We start from the raw sequence: 19293 nt of genomic DNA on the forward strand, positions 1-19293 counted from the left end.
AAGACTTAGGGATTTACTATGTCACGTTTTTTTATTGATCGCCCTATTTTTGCATGGGTGATGGCTATTTTAGTCATGCTCATCGGGATAATATCGGTTATCAACTTGCCGATTGAGCAGTATCCGGCTATTGCGCCGCCGACCGTCACCGTTAGTGCCAGCTACCCTGGTGCGAACGCTGAAACCGTTGAAAACTCAGTTGTACAGATTATTGAGCAGCGCATGAAAGGGCTTGATGGCTTGATGTATATGAAGTCATCAAGTTCTTCAAACGGTAGTGCTTCTGTACAGCTGTTCTTTGAAAACGGTACCGATTCTGATACCGCACAGGTTCAGGTACAGAACAAATTACAGGCTGCTATGAGCTCACTGCCTGAGCAAGTACAGCGTCAAGGCGTCAACGTCAACAAAGCCTCTGAAGGGTTCTTAGCCGTATTTGGCTTTGTCTCAGAAGACGGCAGCATGGATCCGGCTGACATCGGCGATTATATCAACTCTAATGTCGTCGATCAGCTCAGCCGTGTCGAAGGTGTTGGTCAAGTCCAAGCGTTCGGTGCCTCTTATGCCATGCGTATTTGGCTTGATCCTGAACGCTTACGTGGTTATAGCTTGGTACCATCTGATGTGGTCAATGCGGTACGAGCGCAAAATGCGCAAGTATCTGCCGGTCAATTAGGTCAGGCACCTGCTGATGTCGACGAACAAGTTATTAACGCGACCGTCACTGTCCAAAGCTATCTAAAAACGCCTGACGAGTTCAAAAATATTCTACTAAAAACCGATACCTCAGGCGCGCAAGTGCGCTTGGGCGATGTTGCAAAGGTTGAAATCGGTAGTGAAAGCTATAGTACGATTGCCTTGTTTAACGGTAAAGAGGCAGCGGGTCTTGCCGTCTCACTAGCAAGTGGTGCGAACGCCCTTGAAACTCGCGAATTGGTCGGTGATCGCGTCGCCGAGCTAGAAGCAAGCTTCCCTGCTGGTCTAAAGTCTGTCATTCCTTATGACACCACTCCATTTGTCCGCTTGTCTATTGAACAAGTCGTCAAAACGCTAATTGAAGCGATTGTACTAGTATTTATCGTCATGTTCTTGTTCCTACAGAACTGGCGCGCGACTATTATCCCAACCCTTGCTGTACCTGTCGTACTATTAGGCACGTTTGCAGTACTGTATATCGCAGGGTTCAGTATCAACGTACTGACTATGTTTGCGATGGTACTCTCCATTGGTCTACTGGTCGATGATGCGATTGTCGTGGTAGAGAACGTCGAGCGGCTATTGGAAGAAGATCAAAATATCTCTATCAAAGACGCTACCATACAGTCGATGAAAGAGATTAGTAAAATCGTTGTTGGTATCGCGCTTATCTTATCAGCGGTATTCGTACCGATGGCGTTCTTCGGTGGCTCAACTGGGGTTATTTATCGTCAGTTTGCTATTACTTTGATTACCAGTATGGTGCTATCAGCGCTAGTCGCGCTTATCTTTACCCCTGCCCTATGTGTGACACTACTAAAACGTAGTAAAAGCCATGAAAAAGGCAATAGTGAAGATCAAAAAGGCTTCTTTGGTTGGTTTAACCGCTCTTTCACCAAAACCAGTCGCTCTTATGAAAACTTCGTCGGTAAAAGCTTCCGCCTTAAATGGGTATACCTGATTATCTATGCGGCGATTATCGGTATTATGGCAGTGGTGTTCTTACGTATTCCGGGTTCATTCTTACCAGAAGAAGATCAGGGTATTATGTTTACCGCTGTACAGCTGCCTGCTGGTTCGACGTTAAATGAAACACAAGCAGTACTCGATAAAGTGAGCGCTTATTATAGTGGTCAAGAGCCAGATAACGTGGCTTCAGCGTTTACCATCGCCGGTTTTAGTTTTGTTGGACAAGGACAAAACGTCGGTATTGCCTTCGTCAAATTAAATGACTGGGCAGATCGTAAAGGTGAAGAAAATACCGCTCGAGCAGTCTCTGATCGTGCACAAGGTTATTTCTTTACTCAAATTAACGAAGCGACCGTATTTAATATCATTCCACCAGCGATTAGTGGTCTTGGTAACTCAAGTGGTTTTGACTTGATGCTGCAAGATTCAGGTAGCGTCGGGCACGAGGGTCTGTTAGAAGCGCGCAATATGCTACTTGGCATGGCCGCTCAAAACGATAAAGTAGCCGGTGTGCGTCCAAACGGACAAGAAGATGCGCCGCAGCTTAAAATTGATATCAACCAAGAACAAGCCGCCGCTTATGGTTTGTCGATGGCAAATATCAATAGCGTAATATCAACCGCATGGGGTTCAAGTTATATCAATGACTTCGTTGACCGTGGTCGTGTTAAGCGCGTATTTGTACAAGGTGAGCCAAGTAGCCGTACCAATCCTGATGATATCGGTAAATGGTATGTGCGTAATGACAGCAACCAGATGATTTCATTTGATGCTTTCTCTAGTAGTAAATGGGAAACTGGTTCACCAGGTCTCACGCGCTATAACAGTCTAGCGTCGATGAATATTCAAGGTAGTGCTGCTCCTGGTCTCAGTACTGGTGAGGCGATGGATGCCATGGAATCGATGGTTGAACAGCTCCCAGAAGGTATCAGTTACGAGTGGACAGGTTTGTCATTAGAAGAGAAAAAGTCAGGTGCTCAAGCGCCAATGCTATATGCTATCTCAATTCTAGTGGTATTCTTATGTCTTGCTGCCTTGTATGAAAGCTGGTCAATTCCATTTTCAGTACTGTTAGTGATTCCGCTCGGTGTACTCGGTGCCGTGATATTTACTTGGCTACGTGGTTTATCCAATGATGTTTACTTGCAAGTTGGTCTACTTACGGTGGTTGGGCTATCCGCCAAAAACGCCATCTTGATTATCGAATTTGCGAGGGACCATCAACAGGAAGGCTATACCCTAAAAGAGGCCGTCATGACCGCCGCACGTCAGCGTTTGCGTCCTATTATTATGACCTCGCTTGCCTTTGGTCTTGGTGTTGTGCCATTATTCATCGCGACAGGTGCCGGTTCTGGTAGTCAGAACGCCATTGGTACCAGTGTGGTTGGTGGTGTTGTCACTGCGACATTACTAGGCATCTTCTTTATCCCGATGTTCTACATCTGGGTACGTAGTATGTTCCCGCACAAGTACGAGAACAACAAGCCAAATGACGGTGGCAATACGCCTAACAGCTCTAACCCTGATAATCCAGACAGTCCTGCTGGACCAACAGAGTATAATGAGCCACCGATCATACACGTTGATGATGATATGCAAAATATGACGCTCTCTAAGAGCGCTCAGCCTGCAAGCTTTGGAGATAATACACAATGAGTTTAAGTTATTCTGTTACCCCCAACTCAGTAACTAAGGCAGTCTCTTTGACTGCCCGCGTTCGCCAAAATAGCGGTCGTTTAATAGGTCTAACAGCCTTAGCGATGAGCATGGCGGCTTGTAATACCATTCCAAAGGCCGATACCCGTCCTGTGCTTGCCGTACCTAACATTCCTATCGAACAAACCTATGGTGCGTTTGATAAAGAAACTATTAGTAGCGCTGAGCAAGCCAGTGTCGCCGCCCAGCGCTGGCAGAATTTCTATAGCGATGAGCGCTTAAAAGGTCTGATTGCTCTAGGTTTAGAGAACAATAAAGACTTTGAAAGTGCGCGCTTAGCGATTGAAAAAGCCCGTGCCCAGTATCAAATTACTGACATCAATGATTTACCACGCATTGACGGTAATGCTGGCTATTCTCGTCAGCGTAGAGCCAGTCAAACAGGCGATAGCTATAGTGTGAACTTGGGTCTTGCCAATTATGAGCTCGACTTTTGGGGTAAAATTAGCAGCTTAAAAGATCAAGCGTTGCAGAACTTTTTAGCGACCACAGCAGCAAAAGATGCGACCCAAATCAGCCTCATTAGTAATATTGCTCAAAGCTATGCCAATCTAAGCTATAGCTTAGCGCAGCTGAAATTGGCAGAGGCAACCGTCGAGAGCCGTGAGAAGTCACTGTTTATCGCTGATAAACGCTTTGAAGCTGGTATTGACCCTAAGCTGCCATCACTACAATCTAGCGCCTCACTTGAAAGTGCTAGATTGGCGGTGTTACGTGCTCAAAGTAGTATCTTGAAATCACGTAATGCGCTGCAGTTTTTGGTTGGTGGACCGATTCCAACCAATCTGATTCCAACACCTGCCATCAGCAATATCACAAGCCAGCAAGTATTTAGTGCCGGTCTACCCAGTGAGTTGCTACGCTATCGCCCTGATGTCCTACAAGCTGAATACAACTTAAAAGCCGCTGGCGCGAATATTGAAGTTGCACGCGCGGCTTACTATCCGTCTATTAGCCTAGCGAGTAGTGTTGGCGTGAGTAGTGGCAGCTTAAATGATTTATTCAAGAGTGGTGCTGTTGGTTGGTCATTTGGTCCAAGCATTAGTGTGCCTATCTTTGATGCTGGTCGCTTAGATGCTAATTATGATGTGGCACAAATCGAGCGTAAACAAACGCTAGCAGGCTATGAGCGCTCTATTCAGACTGCTTTCCGTGAAGTGTCGGATGTACTAGCTACGCGAGCTACCTTAGGCGAGCAGTTAGAAGCGCAATATCGTCTGCAGGATAACTTTGAACAGACTTTCCAAATTGCGGATGCACGTTTTAAAGCGGGTATCTCAAACTATCTAGACGTTCTTGATGCGCAGCGTTCGCTGTTTTCTACTCAGCAAGGCATTTTAGATTTAGAGCTGCAAAAAATTATCAGTCAAGTTGAGCTATATCAAGTATTAGGTGGCGGCGCCAATCTAGATGTACCAACCGTGATCCCTGTACCACAACATAGAAATCTGGTACAAGTGGTCAATGCAGCTACCAATAGTAACAAGGCAAAAGCGGTTCAGGCTATCGATGCGGCAAGTTCTGCGCGTGTGGTCTCTGCTCAAGAAGCCCTCGCCATTAAACAGGCACAGCCAGTAGAAAAATCTACCTTTAAGCCAACGGCTGTCGTCGATATTAATAACGATGGCAAGACTGATGCCGCTATCGGTGTAATCACTGAAGAGACTACGTTTAAAGAGAACAGTGTCGAGCAAGTGCCCGTCACACAGATTATTGAGCCGTAAGCCAGCAAGTATTAAATTTTAAGCATCTATAATCTTGTGAAGTACTTATAATCTCATGAAGCATAGGTACCACGTGGATAGTCGATAAGTACAAAAAGCCCTACCGACTCATTACAGTAAGTCGGTGGGGCTTTTTGCTTTCATAAGCGACTATTGGTTATAGTATTGGCATGATACTAAATGAACTTTTACCACTCATTGTCCTATAAAGCACTAAAGAGTTTAAAACAGCAGATTTAATTAAGCCGTTCAAATAAAAGCTTCCATTAAAACTAAAATAAGGAAACATCATGACTTATACCTTTAACCGCCAATTTCCTGAAACTCGCTTGCGTCGTCTGCGTTATAACGACAATGTACGCGCGATGATTCGTGAAGTTGAGCTACATCCTAAGCATTTTATTGCACCCGTTTTTGTCTTAGAAGGCACTAATGAGCGTCAGCAAATCGCTAGTATGCCGGGCGTTGATCGCTTATCGATTGATTTGCTTATTCAGCATGCCAAAGATTTACTAGCAGAGGGTGTCACGACTATCGACATCTTCCCTGTTATCGATAATTCCCTAAAAACGCCTGATGGTAAAGCCGCTTATGATGCCAATGGCTTAAGTGCCCGCGCTGTAGCTGCGGTAAAAGATGCGCTGCCAGAAATGGTTGTGATGACCGATGTGGCGTTAGATCCTTATACCTCACATGGTCAAGATGGCTTGCTCGATGACTCAGGCTACGTCGTTAACGATGCAACGGTCGAGGTATTGGTCAAGCAAGCGTTGGTACACGCTCGCGCTGGTGCTGACATCATCTCCCCTAGTGATATGATGGATGGTCGTATCAAAGCCATGCGTGATGCTTTTGAAGCCGAAGGGTTTGTGAATACCGCTATCATGGCCTACTCAGCAAAATACGCCTCTGCTTACTATGGTCCTTTCCGTGATGCGGTCGGTAGTGCCGGTAACTTAAAAGGTGGGCACAAAAAACAGTACCAGATGGACTTTGGTAATCGTGCTGAAGCGCTGCATGAAGTCGCCATGGACATTAATGAAGGCGCGGACATGGTGATGATTAAGCCCGGTCAACCGTACTTAGATTTGATTCGTGAAGTCAAAAATACCTTTGGCGTACCAACGTTTGCTTATCAAGTCTCTGGTGAATATGCGATGCATATGGCGGCGATTCAGAACGGCTGGCTAACAGATGCTGTGATTTTAGAATCATTGATTGGCTTCCGCCGTGCAGGTGCCGATGGTATCTTGACCTATTTTGCATTAGAGGCAGCAAGACAGCTAAATAACGCTTAATTTCAGCCTATTTTTGCTTATAAAAAAACCGTACCCTCTGCCTAAAAGCAATGGATACGGTTTTTTATTTTATTATGCTAAAAACTCAGACTGCACTTCATGAAACAGCACTTCATGAAATAGCACTTTATAAAACAGCTTTCTATAAAGATGCACGCCCATGTGGCTTATCAAAGTCGATAACAGGACCAACAGGTATAACGCCAGTAGGATTGATTGTGGCGTGGCTTGTGTAATAATGCGCTTTGATATGCTGCATATTTATCGTCTCTTTAACGCCCTCTACTTGATATAAATCACACAGATAGCCCCAAAGATTCGGATAATCAATGATACGGCGAATATTACATTTAAAATGTCCAACATAAACGGCATCAAAACGTACCAATGTGGTAAATAAACGCCAATCCGCCTCAGTTAACTGGTCACCTATTAAATAGCGTTGCTCTGCCAGTCGCCCCTCTAACGTATCTAACGCATCAAATAAGATAGTGACTGCTTCTTCATAAGCGTCTTGTGTGGTCGCAAAGCCTGCTTTATAGACACCGTTATTGACCGCATCATAGACAAACGCATTAATATCGTCGATTTCTGCGATGGATTGTGACGGTAATAAATCACCTGCCACTGCACCCACTTCATCAAAAGCTGAGTTAAACATGCGAATAATCTCAGAGGATTCATTGCTAACGATAGTATGGGTTTTTTTATCCCATAATATCGGTACTGTGACTCGTCCCGTATAGTCAGGCTTTGCTGCGGTATAAATTTCATATAGATAATTTGCATCGACGATAGGATCAGCGACAACCCCTGCACCCCCTGCAAACGTCCAACCTTTATCACCCATAAACGGATGTACTACAGATATCGAGATTAGGTCTTCTAAACCTTTTAGCTTGCGGAAAATGGTCGTACGGTTCGCCCATGGACACGCCAAAGAGACATATAAGTGATAACGGTTGGCTTCCGCTTTAAAGCCGCCTCGACCCGAGGGACCTGCACTACCATCTACGGTGACCCAGTTTCTAAATCCTGCGTCTTCCCGCTTGAAGCGTCCGCCGCTAGATGCCGTGTCATACCATTTATCTTGCCACTGCCCGTCGACCAATAGACCCATATCACTCTCCTCAATATTCTGTTTTGATATCATTTCACGGAACATGCATACTATGAAATCATCATAATATGCACTCTATTTTGAGAATTATGATAGCAGTTATATATTGCCTAGCATTATCCTTTGTGGTTCTGTTGACAATAAAATATAAACTAATTTTACTGACTATTTAATATAACTACATAAATAAAGATTTACGCCGTTTAATATAAAAGTGTAATAATCAGTATCATGCCAATAAAATAATTTTATTAGAAAAAAAGCTTGCAAAGTGGTAGAAATTTGATAGAATACTCAACCTAAATAGGCGTATAGCTCAGTTGGTTAGAGCGCTACCTTGACATGGTAGAGGTCAGCAGTTCGAGTCTGCTTATGCCTACCAAATATTTAGAAAGCCCCAATCTAACGATTGGGGCTTTTTTTGTATGTAAAATATAGGCTGTAGCGGAAATACAAAGCTGATCTTCATCAAGATTTTCTTGTTTATAGCCGTTGCCAAACTACATCAAAAAATCTGTGTGCCTAAATTGTGCCTAAGTTGTGCCTTCTATCAATTTTAACTATCTTTCAAAATAGCGTTTTTGACCTCTACTCTAGTTTCCCTCAATCTATGAAGTAATTAATTTATTACTTTTCCTCTAGCGACTCATTGGGTACGTAAGTGAACAGATCACCTACTCCAACATCTAATGCTTCACAAATCTTATCCATGGTCTCAAAATCTATTCTTGAAGTTTGTTCATTATAAATTTTGTGCATAGTCGATTTACTGATACCCGTCATTCTTATCAAATCTGCAACTTTCATTCTGCGCTCAGCCAGTAGCACTGGCAAATTACATAAAATCATAATAAAACCCTTTATCGACTAAAAAAGTACTTGCATACAATAACCTTTGCTAGTAAAGTAAGTTTATCAAACAACAAAATAGTTCGATAGAATAATATAATTATTGAATTGACCTATAAGGAACTTATTATGTCACACACCTACCTAACTACCCAAGAGCTTTCTGAGCTTATTAAATATAACCCCCGTACTATCCGTAACGAGCTTAAGGATACTGTACTTATCGAAGGTATTCATTATATACGTCCCTTTGGTGGGCGTAAGATTTTATATGTTTGGGAGGAAATTGAAAAAGATATGCGCACTGGCGTTGCCGGTAGCATCAACGCCATGGCATTACAATAAGGAGAGTTACGATGGCTAGTATAAGAACACGTAAAGGTAGCGACATGCTGTTTGTTGACTTTCATTACATGGGCAAACGCTGTCGGGAGACGACAAACCTGATAGACACCCCAGCAAATCGCAAGAAGCTTGAAAACATCATTTTGAATATGGAAGCAGAAATCAGATTGGGCATTTTCAATTATGCTCAATACTTCCCTAAAAGTGATAAAGCTGCAGAGATGGTTGCATTAAACGATCGTAAGGAATGTATTAATACTAACATTCCTTCTTTTAAGCAGTTCGCAACATTATGGTTTTCTGAAAAAGAAATTGAGTGGCGCGATACCTACAAACGTAAAATACAGGAGATTATTGATATGTATTTACTTCCTGAGTTTGGGACTAGACCCATTCATCTCATAAAAAAGACAGATGTATTAGCCTTCCGTTCATCCCTCGCCAAAGTGACTTACGGAAAAGCTAACAAACATCTGTCAGCAGCACGCATCAATTCGATAATGGTACCTTTAGGTATGATACTAAAAGAAGCCGCTAAACGCTATAAGTTTGATAACCCTTATGATGACATTAAGTCGCTCAAAGAGCCAAAGACTGATATCCAGCCATTTACACTGGAGGAGGTCTGGAAATTCATCAATGGTGTGAGAGCTGACTATCGTAATTATTATCTGGTGCGCTTCTTTACAGGTATGCGTACGAGTGAGATTGATGGATTGATGTGGGAAAACATTGACTTTAATCGTCGTGAGATTGTGATTAAGCAGGCACTCGTTAAAGGCAAGATGGTTCCCCCTAAGACGCAAGAGTCTTATCGAGCAATTCAAATGTCACCATGGGTTTTTGATGCTTTAAAAGATCAGCAAGCCATCACTTATAACCGCTCAGAGTATGTGTTTTGTGCCCATACTGGTTCGCCGCTTGATTATAACAATATCAATAAACAAGTATGGCATCCCACGCTTAGGCTTTTAGGACTCAAGACACGCAACGCTTATCAGACAAGGCATACGGCAGCCACGCTTTGGTTAGCAGCAGGTGAGAGTCCTGAATGGATAGCCAGTCAAATGGGACACTCTACCACTAAGATGCTGTTTAATACCTACAGTCGCTATGTGCCGAACATGACCCGCCAAGATGGCAGCGCATTTGAGGCTCTAGTCAATCGGAGTCAGATTTCTCAAGTACCTACCGACAAGGAGACGTCACAATGAAATTCATTGATTACGATAAACTGCATGCGGCGTTCAAACCTAATGGTTACGTCAGCGAGGATGCCAATGTCATTGCCAATAGTATAATTTGTGAGCTCTATATTCAACCAGGTGATGGTTTGGCACGGTTCTTAAGTGTTAATAGTTGCTTTGATAATCATATGGCATTGCGTGTATGGGTGCAGAAGCGTTTGGACGCGAGTATTGGGTATATGGTTGATGATATGTGTCAGCAGCTTCAGGGTGAGCTTTATGAGCTATTGCCGCAGCATGGCTATGCATACTAAGGAGAATGCTATGAGTGTTAAGCTTCAGCCTAGTATGACTCAAAATGCCCGAGATATAAGAGTTTGTGCAGATTATTGGGCATATTCAAACAATGACGGATATGATGGATATATTGAACATGTAAATGCGCTTTGCTGCCAATATGAGATCAGCTTACACGTTTTGTTTGAAACGATAGGTCAATGTTTTGCTTATTTAGATGATGTGCGATGCGAGTACTGTGGTTACGTTTGCCCTCTAGAAACACCTGCTGACATTCCTTTTATGCGCTCAAAGGAGAGTTGGTGTTGTGAAGTATGTGAACATGCCTTGTGGCGTGAAAATTAAATTAAGCAAATAAATGACTTTATAGAATTTTCGAATAATTACCAGATAACGTAAGTTGTCTGGTTTTTTATTACCTCCAAACTCTTAACGACATCTATTGTCGCAGAGAAAATACTATCCATTGTTTTGCAAACATAATTCCAGTAAGGTAAAACCTTATCTTATATATGGTTTTACCTTACTGGAATTACTATGGCTAAATCGATTAACCCCTATACAGATAATAGTTTTGATTCATCTGACCTAAAAACCATTCTACACTCTAAACGTGCCAATATTTACTACTTATCGCATTGCCGCGTCATGCAAAAAGATGGTCGCGTGCTGTATCTAACCGAAGATGACAAGGCCAATCTGTACTACAACATTCCAATCGCTAATACCACTTCTATTTTGCTAGGCACTGGTACTTCGATCACTCAAGCAGCGATGCGTCTTCTGTCACAAGCTGGGGTATTAGTCGGCTTTAGTGGTGGTGGTGGCTCACCATTATTTATGGCGGCCGAGCGTGAAGTCTATGTCGAGTGGATGACCCCGCAAAGTGAATATCGTCCGACAGAATACATCCAAGGCTGGATGAGCTGGTGGTGGGATGATAACAAACGCCTTGCCGCCGCCAAGCAGTTGCAAATAGCGCGCGTGGCTTATCTGCAAGCGATATGGAGCAAAGATAGCGACCTAAAACGCCACGGCTTTGATAGTAATAATGAGGCAATCCAAAAATTACTCAATGATAATATTGGTCAAATAGATAAACAAACAGAGGTTATGCATTTATTGCAGTTAGAGGCCAGACTGACCAAACAGCTATATAAACTGGCGGCAAAAAATACGGGCTATGATGGCTTTACCCGTGAGCATGAGGGTATCGATAAAGCCAATGGCTTCCTCAATCACGGTAATTATTTGGCGTACGGCCTTGGCGCAACCACCGCGTGGACGCTGGGGATTCCACATGGCTTTGCGGTGATGCATGGTAAGACAAGGCGCGGGGCGTTGGTGTTCGATATTGCCGACCTTATTAAAGATGCGTTGGTACTACCCCTCGCCTTTATCTGTGCTAGCGAAAACATGAGCGAGCAGGAGTTTCGTCAAGAGTGTCTGAATATGTTCACTAAGCATAAAGCGCTGGATTATCAATTTGAAGTGGTTAAGCAGATTGCTATGACTAGCGATTGGAAGGTGTAGAAAATGATTGTCACTTTTGTCTCTCAATGTGAGAAAAAATCACTCAAGCGTACTCGTAGAATCTTAGACGCCTTTGCCAATCGTATTGGTAATAATGTTTGGCAGACGGCTATTACTGAGGATGGGCTTACGACGGTTAAGCAATTGCTAAGAAAATCAGCAACCAAATCAACAGCGGTAAGTTGTCATCGTAATAAAACCCGCCAGCTGACTGAGCTGGTCTGGGTGGTGGGTAATAAGCGTCAGTTTAATGAGGTGGGCATTGTGCCTGTGAACCGCACCAAAAGAAATATCATGCATAGTGAGTGGGAAAACGAATGGAGTTATGCTAGTAGTATTCAAATCATAGCTACACTTGCTGCCCTACTTCACGACATTGGCAAATCAACGATTGGCTTTCAAAAAAAGCTCAAGGAAGGCAGCAAACAAGGTGACTCTTATAGACATGAATGGATATCACTAAAGCTATTCGAGCTGATAATTGAAAACTGTCCTACTGATGAAGCATGGCTTAACCGTTTAATGCAATTGGATAAATGGCTCGATGACAACGATATAGAAAAATTGCTGTTTAAGGCTAATCAAGATGCTGTCAATATAGAGGCAATGCCGCCTTTAGCACAATGGGTCGCTTGGCTAATTGTCACTCACCATCGTCTGCCGCCAGCTGATAAGGTATTTCATTCGCACACTGCCATTCAGCGTATGCAACAACCTAAAGAAACCCTAATTTATAAGCAAAATCTGCAACAATTCTATGTCAAATTGAAGCCTGCTGATTATTGGGTAAGAAATCCAAAATCTTTGCTATCAATTGAAGACGGAGGTATGACGCAAGCTCAATTAAAAAACTTTTGGCAATTTGAGCATTTAGTGATTAATAGTTCAGCATGGCAAAAAAATATCAGACGCTGGGCCAAAAAAGCACTCAATGATCCTGCGTTAATGCAAATTAGTCAACAAGCAATTAATGATAAGAAAGCTATTAGTGATCCGTTTTTACTCCATTTATCGCGGCTATGTTTAATGGTAGGTGATCACAATTATTCCAGTCTAAAAGAAGGTGATAAACGTTGTATAACTGTCAATAGCCAATTCAAGAATCTAGCAGCAAATACTGATCGTACCGCTAGCACGCCAACGGTTAAACAATCGTTAGAGGAGCATTTATTAGGCGTAGGTGCTTTTACCGCTCATTTCTGCCGCGCGCTACCTATCATTGCCAGCGAAATGCCGACACTGCGTAATCATGACCCATTAGCTAAGCCGACTGGCATAGAGCGTTTTAAATGGCAAAACCAAGCTTTTAAGATGACCTATGGCTTGCAAGAAACTACGCGTGAGCATGGGTTTTTTGGGGTAAATATGGCATCAACAGGCGCAGGTAAAACCATCGGTAATGCTCGTATTATGTATGCTTTAGCTGACCCTAAAAAAGGTGCGCGTTTTACCATTGCATTAGGACTGCGGATTTTAACTTTACAGACAGGGCTAAGCTTTCGTAAAAACCTGAAGTTAAAAGGCGACCAATTAGCCATATTAGTTGGGGGCAGCGCGAATAAAAAGCTGTTTGAGCTAGCATACGATGACAAAAGCAAAGAGTTTACAGATATTATCAGCGAATATAAAAAAGACGACGAGCCTGATAATGAATCAGAGACCTTTGGTAGTGAGTCTAGCGAGGATTTATTAGATGAGTTTGTTGATAGCGATATTGATTATCAGGACTATGAGGCGCTAAATCTCGATACTGTCATTGCCAGTCCTAAAGCGCGCGATTTAATATTTGCGCCGATTGTGACTTGTACCGTTGACCATATTATCCAAGCAAGCGAGTGCAAACGTGGCGGTAAATACATTGCACCGATGCTGCGTCTACTGAGTAGCGATTTGATACTTGATGAGCCTGATGATTTTGATGAAGCGGACTTGCCTGCGCTTTCGCGTTTGGTGCATCTTGCTGGACTATTTGGCACGCGGGTGCTGCTGTCGTCTGCCACTCTGACGCCTGACTTAGTAACAGGATTATTCGAAGCTTACATGGAAGGACGCAAGCTGTTTAACCAAAGCCAAAATAAGCCTACTCCCAAAATAGTCTGCGCCTGGTTTGATGAGCAACCTAAAGCAATGATATCTGAGCAATGTGCTGATGTTAGTGACTTTCAAAATAACCATAAACAGTTTTGTGATAAGCGTGCCAGCTATTTAGCCAAGCAACCTGTTAGACGTCAAGCAGAAATATTACCTTTTTCATCTTCTTACACCAAAGATAAGGCTACACAGTTTTATGGCGCTTTGGCACAAACGATAGTCGATGCAGCTATCAATTTGCACGATAAACATCATGAGGTACAGCCCAGTTTTGATAAGAAAAAATCTAGTGATAATACGCAAGTAAGTATTGGACTGGTGCGCGTCGCCAATATCAATAATATTACCAATATCGCCATGCAGTTATTTAAAGTTAACAGTATAACTGTACCAGAGCATACGATGATGCATGTGGTGTGCTATCACGCCAAGCAGCTATTACTATTACGCAATGCTTTAGAAAATAAGCTCGATAGAATACTAGACCGTAGTGATAATAAAGTTAGCATTTTTAATCATTCTGAAATTAAACAAACCATTGCCGATTATCCTGCTAAAAAACATATATTTATGGTACTAGCCACTCCTGTCGCTGAAGTTGGTCGTGACCATGATTATGATTGGGCGATAGTCGAACCCTCATCCATGCGCTCCATTATTCAGTTGGCTGGGCGCGTTTGGCGGCATCGTCCTGAAAAGCTCGCCAATGAGCCGAACATCTTACTACTGCAATACAATATCCGCTACTTTAAACATCCCAATGCTCAGCGACCTATCTTCACGCATCCAGGGTTTGAGACCATGCTATTTAAGCCGCCAAGCTACGATTTAAATGAATTGATGACTCAAGATCAGCTAGCACAAGTCGATTCAAGACCTAGAATTTCAACTTCTCAAAACAAAACCATAGAAACGTTAAGCGACCTTGAACATCGCGTCATGCGCCACTTGTTAAATAACCCTAAGCTTAATTATGTTAATGCTTATTGGGATAGCAACGCCACTGCCAATCGTACCCATACGCATTTGCAGCAGATTAGCCCCTTTCGAGCAGGAATACCGCAAGAGGATTGGTTGTTGATTCCACGAATGGTCAATGATGACGAAAATACCGATGAGCCAACACCAGGCTTTGATGTCTATTATAGCGAGGACGTCTTTGAAAAAGGCTTAGCTAAATCTAGTACGCATAATAAAACCATTCAACCGCTAGCTTTTAGCTTTGAACATGCGCAAATAAAGCCATGGTTGACTGTCTCATTGAATGACATTTTACAAGATTTGCAACTTTCACATTCCGATAAAAGTCTGCGCTCATTAGCCATTACTTACTCATCAGTCTCGCTTGATAGCATCAAGTCTAGTAATAGTAGTGGCTGGATTTTTAATGAGTTTTTTGGTTTTGTTCGTGGATAGATTTTATCTCATTAATTGTCAGCATAAAAAAACACGGCGCTAACCGTGCTTTTGATAGAAGCCACCTGTGCGGTGGTGAAATTTGCTTTTAATTGCATCTATATCATTTTCTAAGTCACCTATGCGGTGACTTAATATTATAACAGCAATATTTTTAATTTTTTTTGTATCTATATCATGGTTGTAAGTTAATTGTAGATATGATTAAATGATTTTAGTTGGTAACAGTTAGCTGTTGTCTTAAATTACTTCAATCTATTTAAAGAGGTTTACAATGCCTAGAAAAACTCATCATGTAGTGCCCAATTCGGAAGGTGGTTGGGACGTTAAGAGAAGTGGTGGAGAGCGCTCCATCAAGCATCACGAGCTTAAAACAGATGCAGTCGGTCATGCACGTGACATCAGTCGTAATCAGCAGTCTGAATTAGTTATTCATAATAAGGATGGCAGAATTAGTAATGCTGATAGCCACGATAATGACCCTTATCCTCCTAAAGATAAGCGGTAAGTTTTTTATTTATTGAATGCAGGTGTAGTGTATAAATACTTTGCATCTATACGCTACGTTTTGCAATATCACTAATCGCTATCTAGGACATAAGCAATGAATAATATTCCTCCAGAACTAACAAGCGATGCGGTCAAAGCATTTCTTATTAGTCAATACGACAAAAAAACGGATACTGAGCAAAAGCAGCTCACTAAAGCAATTGAGAGTAGCGATTACGAAAAATCTACTGAACTAAAAGCAGCTTTAGCAGAAGCCAAAGAGAAATATAGCATTGCAAGTTGGATTGCTGATGCGGCTACTCGTATGGCAAAGCAATTAAACTTCGGTACGCATATATCAAAGGGCGTTCATCCTGATGCTAAGGGCGATAATATTAGCTTTGATACAACAGACAATTTACCGCAAACTATCGTAGGTAGTCATTCAGTAGATAGTAGCTACATCGATGCTAATGGTAATGCCGCAGCCCTGCCCCTTGCCGCTTTCTTTGATTTTAAAATAGATGAGACGACTAAAATTCGTGACCTTATTTTAGCGGATAATGTTGATTTTATTACCTCACTTGCCAGCGATAAAATACTGGCTAATAGCTATCAGCAGACTTTTAAAGAAGCATTGCAAAACCTTATTACAAACCCTGTCACCCATGAACGTAATAAACAAACGCTTTGGGTGACCAACGCCTACGAAGGCGCGGACATAGAAGAGCTTGATTATATTAATATTGTTCCGCTCTACCCCTCTGTACTCACTCACGAAGTCTATCAGCGTATCAATCATCTTAAATTTTCTGAGGACAATAAAGCTGCCCGTGATAATCGTTTTAAAAAAACCGCCGATCAACAGCCTTATATCACCTTGAATGATTTAGCGACCCTTCAGCTTGGCGGTACTAAGCCGCAAAACGTTAGCTTGTTAATGAGTAAACAAGGTGGTCGTAATTATCTTCTCCCTTCACTTCCACCCATTATCAAACAAGAACGCTCGTTTAAATTATCCAAATTTGCCAATAGTATTTTTGGCACAGCTATGGAATATAACGCGCGCGAAGCCATTCAAAGTGTTTTTAAATCTATCAAAGACACTCGCAATATCGTCGATGTCCGAGATGCGCGTAAAAGCGCTATTGATGAAGTTTTATATCAAATATTTGCAGCAGCAGAAGACATTCGTACCGATATGCCCGCGGGATGGTCAAAAGATTATGAGCTTGAGCGACACGAGAAGCTTTGGCTTGATCCAAAACGCGCTGATCTTGAGGGCGAGGAGGAATTCAAAGATGAGCGTGAGCAAGATGATGTTTGGCATAACCAAATTGTTCACAGTTTCGCTCGTTGGCTCAATACTTTGATGCAAACTGAATTTAAAGCCATTGCCAACGACTTTGGCGATGCCGAGCATTTGGACTGGGAGCGTGAGATTGAAGATATGCAAAAACGCTATGAGCGCGCAGGCAAAGGAGTGTTTTTATGAGCCGTATAGATAATGACAACGATATCGGAGTAATTGGCTATTTGCTGTTCAAAAAGGTCGCTATTAACGGGGCAAATACCATCTCAAGCCCACTTACTTATGGCTTTCCAGCTATTACTGGGTTCTTGGGTAGCTTTCATGCGATGTCGCGCAAGATGGCGGATGATGAGCAACTATCTAACGTATCGTTAGGTGGCGTATTACTAGCCTGTCATGACTGTCAGCCGCAGATGTATCGCCCAAACTCTTATAATAATTACACTTTTAATCAAACGCGTAATCCTATCAGAAAAGATGGCAAAACTGCGTCTATCATTGAAGAAGGCAAATGCCATTTAGTCATGAGTTTTGTAGTTGAAGTCTTGGCAGACACTAAACTGACGACTGAGCAGCAAGAGTCCGCTGTCCAAAAGACCAAGCAATGGATTCAACAACAACGTATGGCTGGTGGTAGTGTGCGCGGATTGGCTCGATTTGAGCCAGTACAGTTTTTTGATAGTAGCGATATCAGTGCGGTAATACCGCAGCTACTGCCTGCCTTTGTATTGATGGATGCACAAAATGAATTTGCGCAAATTATTAATGATGTGCAAAAGGATAATTCAGATGCGACGCCTTTAGATGCCTTAATAGACGTTTGCGCGCTACACCATATACCAGAAACTCAAAAAAATGGCGATACCGAATGGCTGACGACTTCGCGTAAGAGTGGTCACGGTTGGCTTGTGCCTATGCCCATAGGGTATCAAGGAATTTCTGATCGTTATGATGCAGGTGTGATGCAAAACGTACGTAATCCTGAATACCCTAGCCAATATGTCGAAGCTATATATAGTCTTGGCAAATGGGTCTATCCACAGCGTTTAAATCGCATCGGCGGTGAGCATGATATTGCCAATGCCTTTTGGCGTTACCACTATGATGCTGATGATTCTCTGTACTTGGCCACCCAGCAGCAAGACTTTTAATCACATTTTAATTTTCTAAATCCTTTAACTTTTACGATACATTCAATTTAACTTTTATTCTTATGGAGAAACTCATGTCAAAATCAGCCTTAAAAACTGCATCCGTCCTCGCCTTTGAACGTAACCTTGACGTATCAGATGCCTACCTCTGGCAAACTAATAGCCAAGCAGCTGATAAAGCAGCTTCGCCATCGTCTGTCGTTATCAAAGAAAAGTCAGTTCGCGGAACGATAAGCAATCGTCTAAAAAACGCTATTACCAATGACCCTGCCAAACTAGATGCAGAGACCGAAAAAGCCAATTTACAAAAGGTAGATTCTGCCTCACTAGATGAGAACAACGATACCTTAGTTGCGCGCTTTAGCATGAAAGTACTGCCTTTCACTGGTAAGCCTAACGTCTGTAACGATCAAGACTATCAACAAGCTTTAGAGCAAGTAGTCGCTGATTATATCGACGCTCAAGGTGTTGATGAATTGGCACGGCGCTATGCTATTAATGTGCTAAATGCGCGTTGGTTATGGCGCAACCGTGTGGGTACTGAAAGCATCAACGTTACTGTTAAGTGTAATGGAAAAACTATTACTATTGACGATGCAAAAGCTTATGGTCTCAAAGATTTTAACAGTGATGACACTAATATCAAACAAGTAGCAGACTGGATCAAAACAGGTTTAAATGGTGCTGAATTTATTATCTTATATATCGAAGCTCATGCCGTCATCGGTTATGGTCAAGAGGTCTATCCGTCACAAGAACTAATCCTTGATACAGGCAGTAAAAAGAGTAAAGTGCTCTACCGTGTCAGTGACCGTAAAGGCTCTGAAAATAATGCAGGTATGCACTCGCAAAAGGTCAGTAATGCTATTCGTACTATCGATGACTGGTATCCTAATGCCGAGTTTCCTATCGCGGTTGAACCATATGGCGCGGTGACCACATTAGGTACAGCGTTTCGTCAGCCTAAAGCTAAAATGGACTTTTATAACCTATTTGATAATTGGGTATTAAAAGGTGAAGCGCCTGATATTAATCAGCAACATTACGTGATGGGTGTACTTATCCGTGGCGGTGTGTTTGGTGCCAGTGGCAAGGAGTAA

Annotated in this window: 15 protein-coding genes and 1 tRNA gene; 14 read left to right on the top strand and 2 right to left on the bottom strand. The window is 42.5% G+C overall.

Going from position 1 to position 19293, the window contains the following annotated elements:
* The first annotated feature begins 18 nt into the window (after positions 1-18).
* The 3 genes from ACMHKH_RS06765 (at position 19) to hemB (ending at position 6403) form a co-directional block, all read left to right on the top strand.
* Entirely contained in the window at positions 19-3321 is a 3303-nt protein-coding gene (locus tag ACMHKH_RS06765) for an efflux RND transporter permease subunit (RefSeq protein ID WP_413519876.1), read from the top strand.
* Positions 3318-5105 carry an efflux transporter outer membrane subunit gene (locus ACMHKH_RS06770; protein ID WP_413519877.1) on the top strand — a complete coding sequence of 596 codons (1788 nt, stop codon included), beginning with the start codon at positions 3318-3320 and terminating at the stop codon, positions 5103-5105. The genes ACMHKH_RS06765 and ACMHKH_RS06770 overlap by 4 nt, the downstream gene beginning before the upstream one ends.
* A gap of 290 nt (positions 5106-5395) precedes the next feature.
* On the top strand, positions 5396-6403 hold the full coding sequence (hemB, locus tag ACMHKH_RS06775) for a porphobilinogen synthase (protein WP_413519878.1): 1008 nt from the start codon (positions 5396-5398) through the stop codon (positions 6401-6403).
* 142 nt (positions 6404-6545) lie between these two features.
* On the opposite strand, the gene ACMHKH_RS06780 is transcribed toward hemB, so the two are convergent.
* Positions 6546-7523 (bottom strand): glutathione S-transferase family protein, encoded by a 978-nt coding sequence (locus tag ACMHKH_RS06780; protein ID WP_413519879.1) that lies wholly within the window; start codon positions 7521-7523, stop codon positions 6546-6548.
* A gap of 305 nt (positions 7524-7828) precedes the next feature.
* Here ACMHKH_RS06780 and ACMHKH_RS06785 point away from each other — a divergent pair.
* A tRNA-Val gene (locus ACMHKH_RS06785) sits at positions 7829-7905 on the top strand.
* A 245-nt stretch (positions 7906-8150) separates the two neighbouring features.
* On the opposite strand, the gene ACMHKH_RS06790 is transcribed toward ACMHKH_RS06785, so the two are convergent.
* Entirely contained in the window at positions 8151-8372 is a 222-nt protein-coding gene (locus tag ACMHKH_RS06790; RefSeq protein ID WP_413519880.1) for a helix-turn-helix domain-containing protein, read from the bottom strand.
* Between the two features lie 129 nt (positions 8373-8501).
* Here ACMHKH_RS06790 and ACMHKH_RS06795 point away from each other — a divergent pair, with 129 nt between their 5' ends.
* From ACMHKH_RS06795 to csy3, 10 genes are all read left to right on the top strand, one after another.
* Positions 8502-8717: a hypothetical protein gene (locus ACMHKH_RS06795; RefSeq protein WP_058025596.1), complete on the top strand. Its 216-nt coding sequence runs from the start codon at positions 8502-8504 to the stop codon at positions 8715-8717.
* A gap of 11 nt (positions 8718-8728) precedes the next feature.
* The gene (locus ACMHKH_RS06800) at positions 8729-9931 is read left to right on the top strand and encodes an Arm DNA-binding domain-containing protein (protein ID WP_413519881.1); all 1203 of its coding nucleotides are present in this window, start codon (positions 8729-8731) and stop codon (positions 9929-9931) included.
* The gene (locus ACMHKH_RS06805) at positions 9928-10218 is read left to right on the top strand and encodes a hypothetical protein (RefSeq protein WP_413519882.1); all 291 of its coding nucleotides are present in this window, start codon (positions 9928-9930) and stop codon (positions 10216-10218) included. The genes ACMHKH_RS06800 and ACMHKH_RS06805 overlap by 4 nt, the downstream gene beginning before the upstream one ends.
* Before the next feature lie 10 nt (positions 10219-10228).
* The gene (locus ACMHKH_RS06810) at positions 10229-10546 is read left to right on the top strand and encodes a hypothetical protein (protein ID WP_413519883.1); all 318 of its coding nucleotides are present in this window, start codon (positions 10229-10231) and stop codon (positions 10544-10546) included.
* A gap of 192 nt (positions 10547-10738) precedes the next feature.
* Entirely contained in the window at positions 10739-11734 is a 996-nt protein-coding gene (gene cas1f, locus ACMHKH_RS06815; RefSeq protein WP_413519884.1) for a type I-F CRISPR-associated endonuclease Cas1f, read from the top strand.
* Between the two features lie 3 nt (positions 11735-11737).
* The gene (gene cas3f, locus ACMHKH_RS06820; RefSeq protein WP_413519885.1) at positions 11738-15241 is read left to right on the top strand and encodes a type I-F CRISPR-associated helicase Cas3f; all 3504 of its coding nucleotides are present in this window, start codon (positions 11738-11740) and stop codon (positions 15239-15241) included.
* A 274-nt stretch (positions 15242-15515) separates the two neighbouring features.
* Positions 15516-15749: a DUF2188 domain-containing protein gene (locus ACMHKH_RS06825; protein ID WP_413519886.1), complete on the top strand. Its 234-nt coding sequence runs from the start codon at positions 15516-15518 to the stop codon at positions 15747-15749.
* Positions 15750-15845: 96 nt separating this feature from the next.
* Positions 15846-17225, top strand: coding sequence for a type I-F CRISPR-associated protein Csy1 (csy1, locus tag ACMHKH_RS06830; protein WP_413519887.1), 1380 nt, complete (start codon positions 15846-15848; stop codon positions 17223-17225).
* Positions 17222-18193 carry a type I-F CRISPR-associated protein Csy2 gene (gene csy2, locus ACMHKH_RS06835; RefSeq protein ID WP_413519888.1) on the top strand — a complete coding sequence of 324 codons (972 nt, stop codon included), beginning with the start codon at positions 17222-17224 and terminating at the stop codon, positions 18191-18193. The genes csy1 and csy2 overlap by 4 nt, the downstream gene beginning before the upstream one ends.
* Before the next feature lie 74 nt (positions 18194-18267).
* Positions 18268-19293, top strand: coding sequence for a type I-F CRISPR-associated protein Csy3 (csy3, locus tag ACMHKH_RS06840; RefSeq protein ID WP_413519889.1), 1026 nt, complete (start codon positions 18268-18270; stop codon positions 19291-19293).

It is taken from the genome of Psychrobacter glacincola (genome assembly GCF_965118485.1).
GTDB classification, from domain to species: domain Bacteria; phylum Pseudomonadota; class Gammaproteobacteria; order Pseudomonadales; family Moraxellaceae; genus Psychrobacter; species Psychrobacter glacincola_D.

Bases quoted from the DNA above. Each gene is read 5' to 3' on its own strand.
- ACMHKH_RS06800 (WP_413519881.1), top strand. From the start codon at position 8,729: ATGGCTAGTATAAGAACACGTAAAGGTAGCGACATGCTGTTTGTTGAC.
- ACMHKH_RS06765 (WP_413519876.1), top strand. From the start codon at position 19: ATGTCACGTTTTTTTATTGATCGCCCTATTTTTGCATGGGTGATGGCT.
- ACMHKH_RS06780 (WP_413519879.1), bottom strand. From the start codon at position 7,523: ATGGGTCTATTGGTCGACGGGCAGTGGCAAGATAAATGGTATGACACG.
- ACMHKH_RS06790 (WP_413519880.1), bottom strand. From the start codon at position 8,372: ATGATTTTATGTAATTTGCCAGTGCTACTGGCTGAGCGCAGAATGAAA.
- csy2 (WP_413519888.1), top strand. From the start codon at position 17,222: ATGAGCCGTATAGATAATGACAACGATATCGGAGTAATTGGCTATTTG.
- csy1 (WP_413519887.1), top strand. From the start codon at position 15,846: ATGAATAATATTCCTCCAGAACTAACAAGCGATGCGGTCAAAGCATTT.
- ACMHKH_RS06805 (WP_413519882.1), top strand. From the start codon at position 9,928: ATGAAATTCATTGATTACGATAAACTGCATGCGGCGTTCAAACCTAAT.
- cas1f (WP_413519884.1), top strand. From the start codon at position 10,739: ATGGCTAAATCGATTAACCCCTATACAGATAATAGTTTTGATTCATCT.
- hemB (WP_413519878.1), top strand. From the start codon at position 5,396: ATGACTTATACCTTTAACCGCCAATTTCCTGAAACTCGCTTGCGTCGT.
- csy3 (WP_413519889.1), top strand. From the start codon at position 18,268: ATGTCAAAATCAGCCTTAAAAACTGCATCCGTCCTCGCCTTTGAACGT.
- ACMHKH_RS06825 (WP_413519886.1), top strand. From the start codon at position 15,516: ATGCCTAGAAAAACTCATCATGTAGTGCCCAATTCGGAAGGTGGTTGG.
- cas3f (WP_413519885.1), top strand. From the start codon at position 11,738: ATGATTGTCACTTTTGTCTCTCAATGTGAGAAAAAATCACTCAAGCGT.
- ACMHKH_RS06810 (WP_413519883.1), top strand. From the start codon at position 10,229: ATGAGTGTTAAGCTTCAGCCTAGTATGACTCAAAATGCCCGAGATATA.
- ACMHKH_RS06770 (WP_413519877.1), top strand. From the start codon at position 3,318: ATGAGTTTAAGTTATTCTGTTACCCCCAACTCAGTAACTAAGGCAGTC.
- ACMHKH_RS06795 (WP_058025596.1), top strand. From the start codon at position 8,502: ATGTCACACACCTACCTAACTACCCAAGAGCTTTCTGAGCTTATTAAA.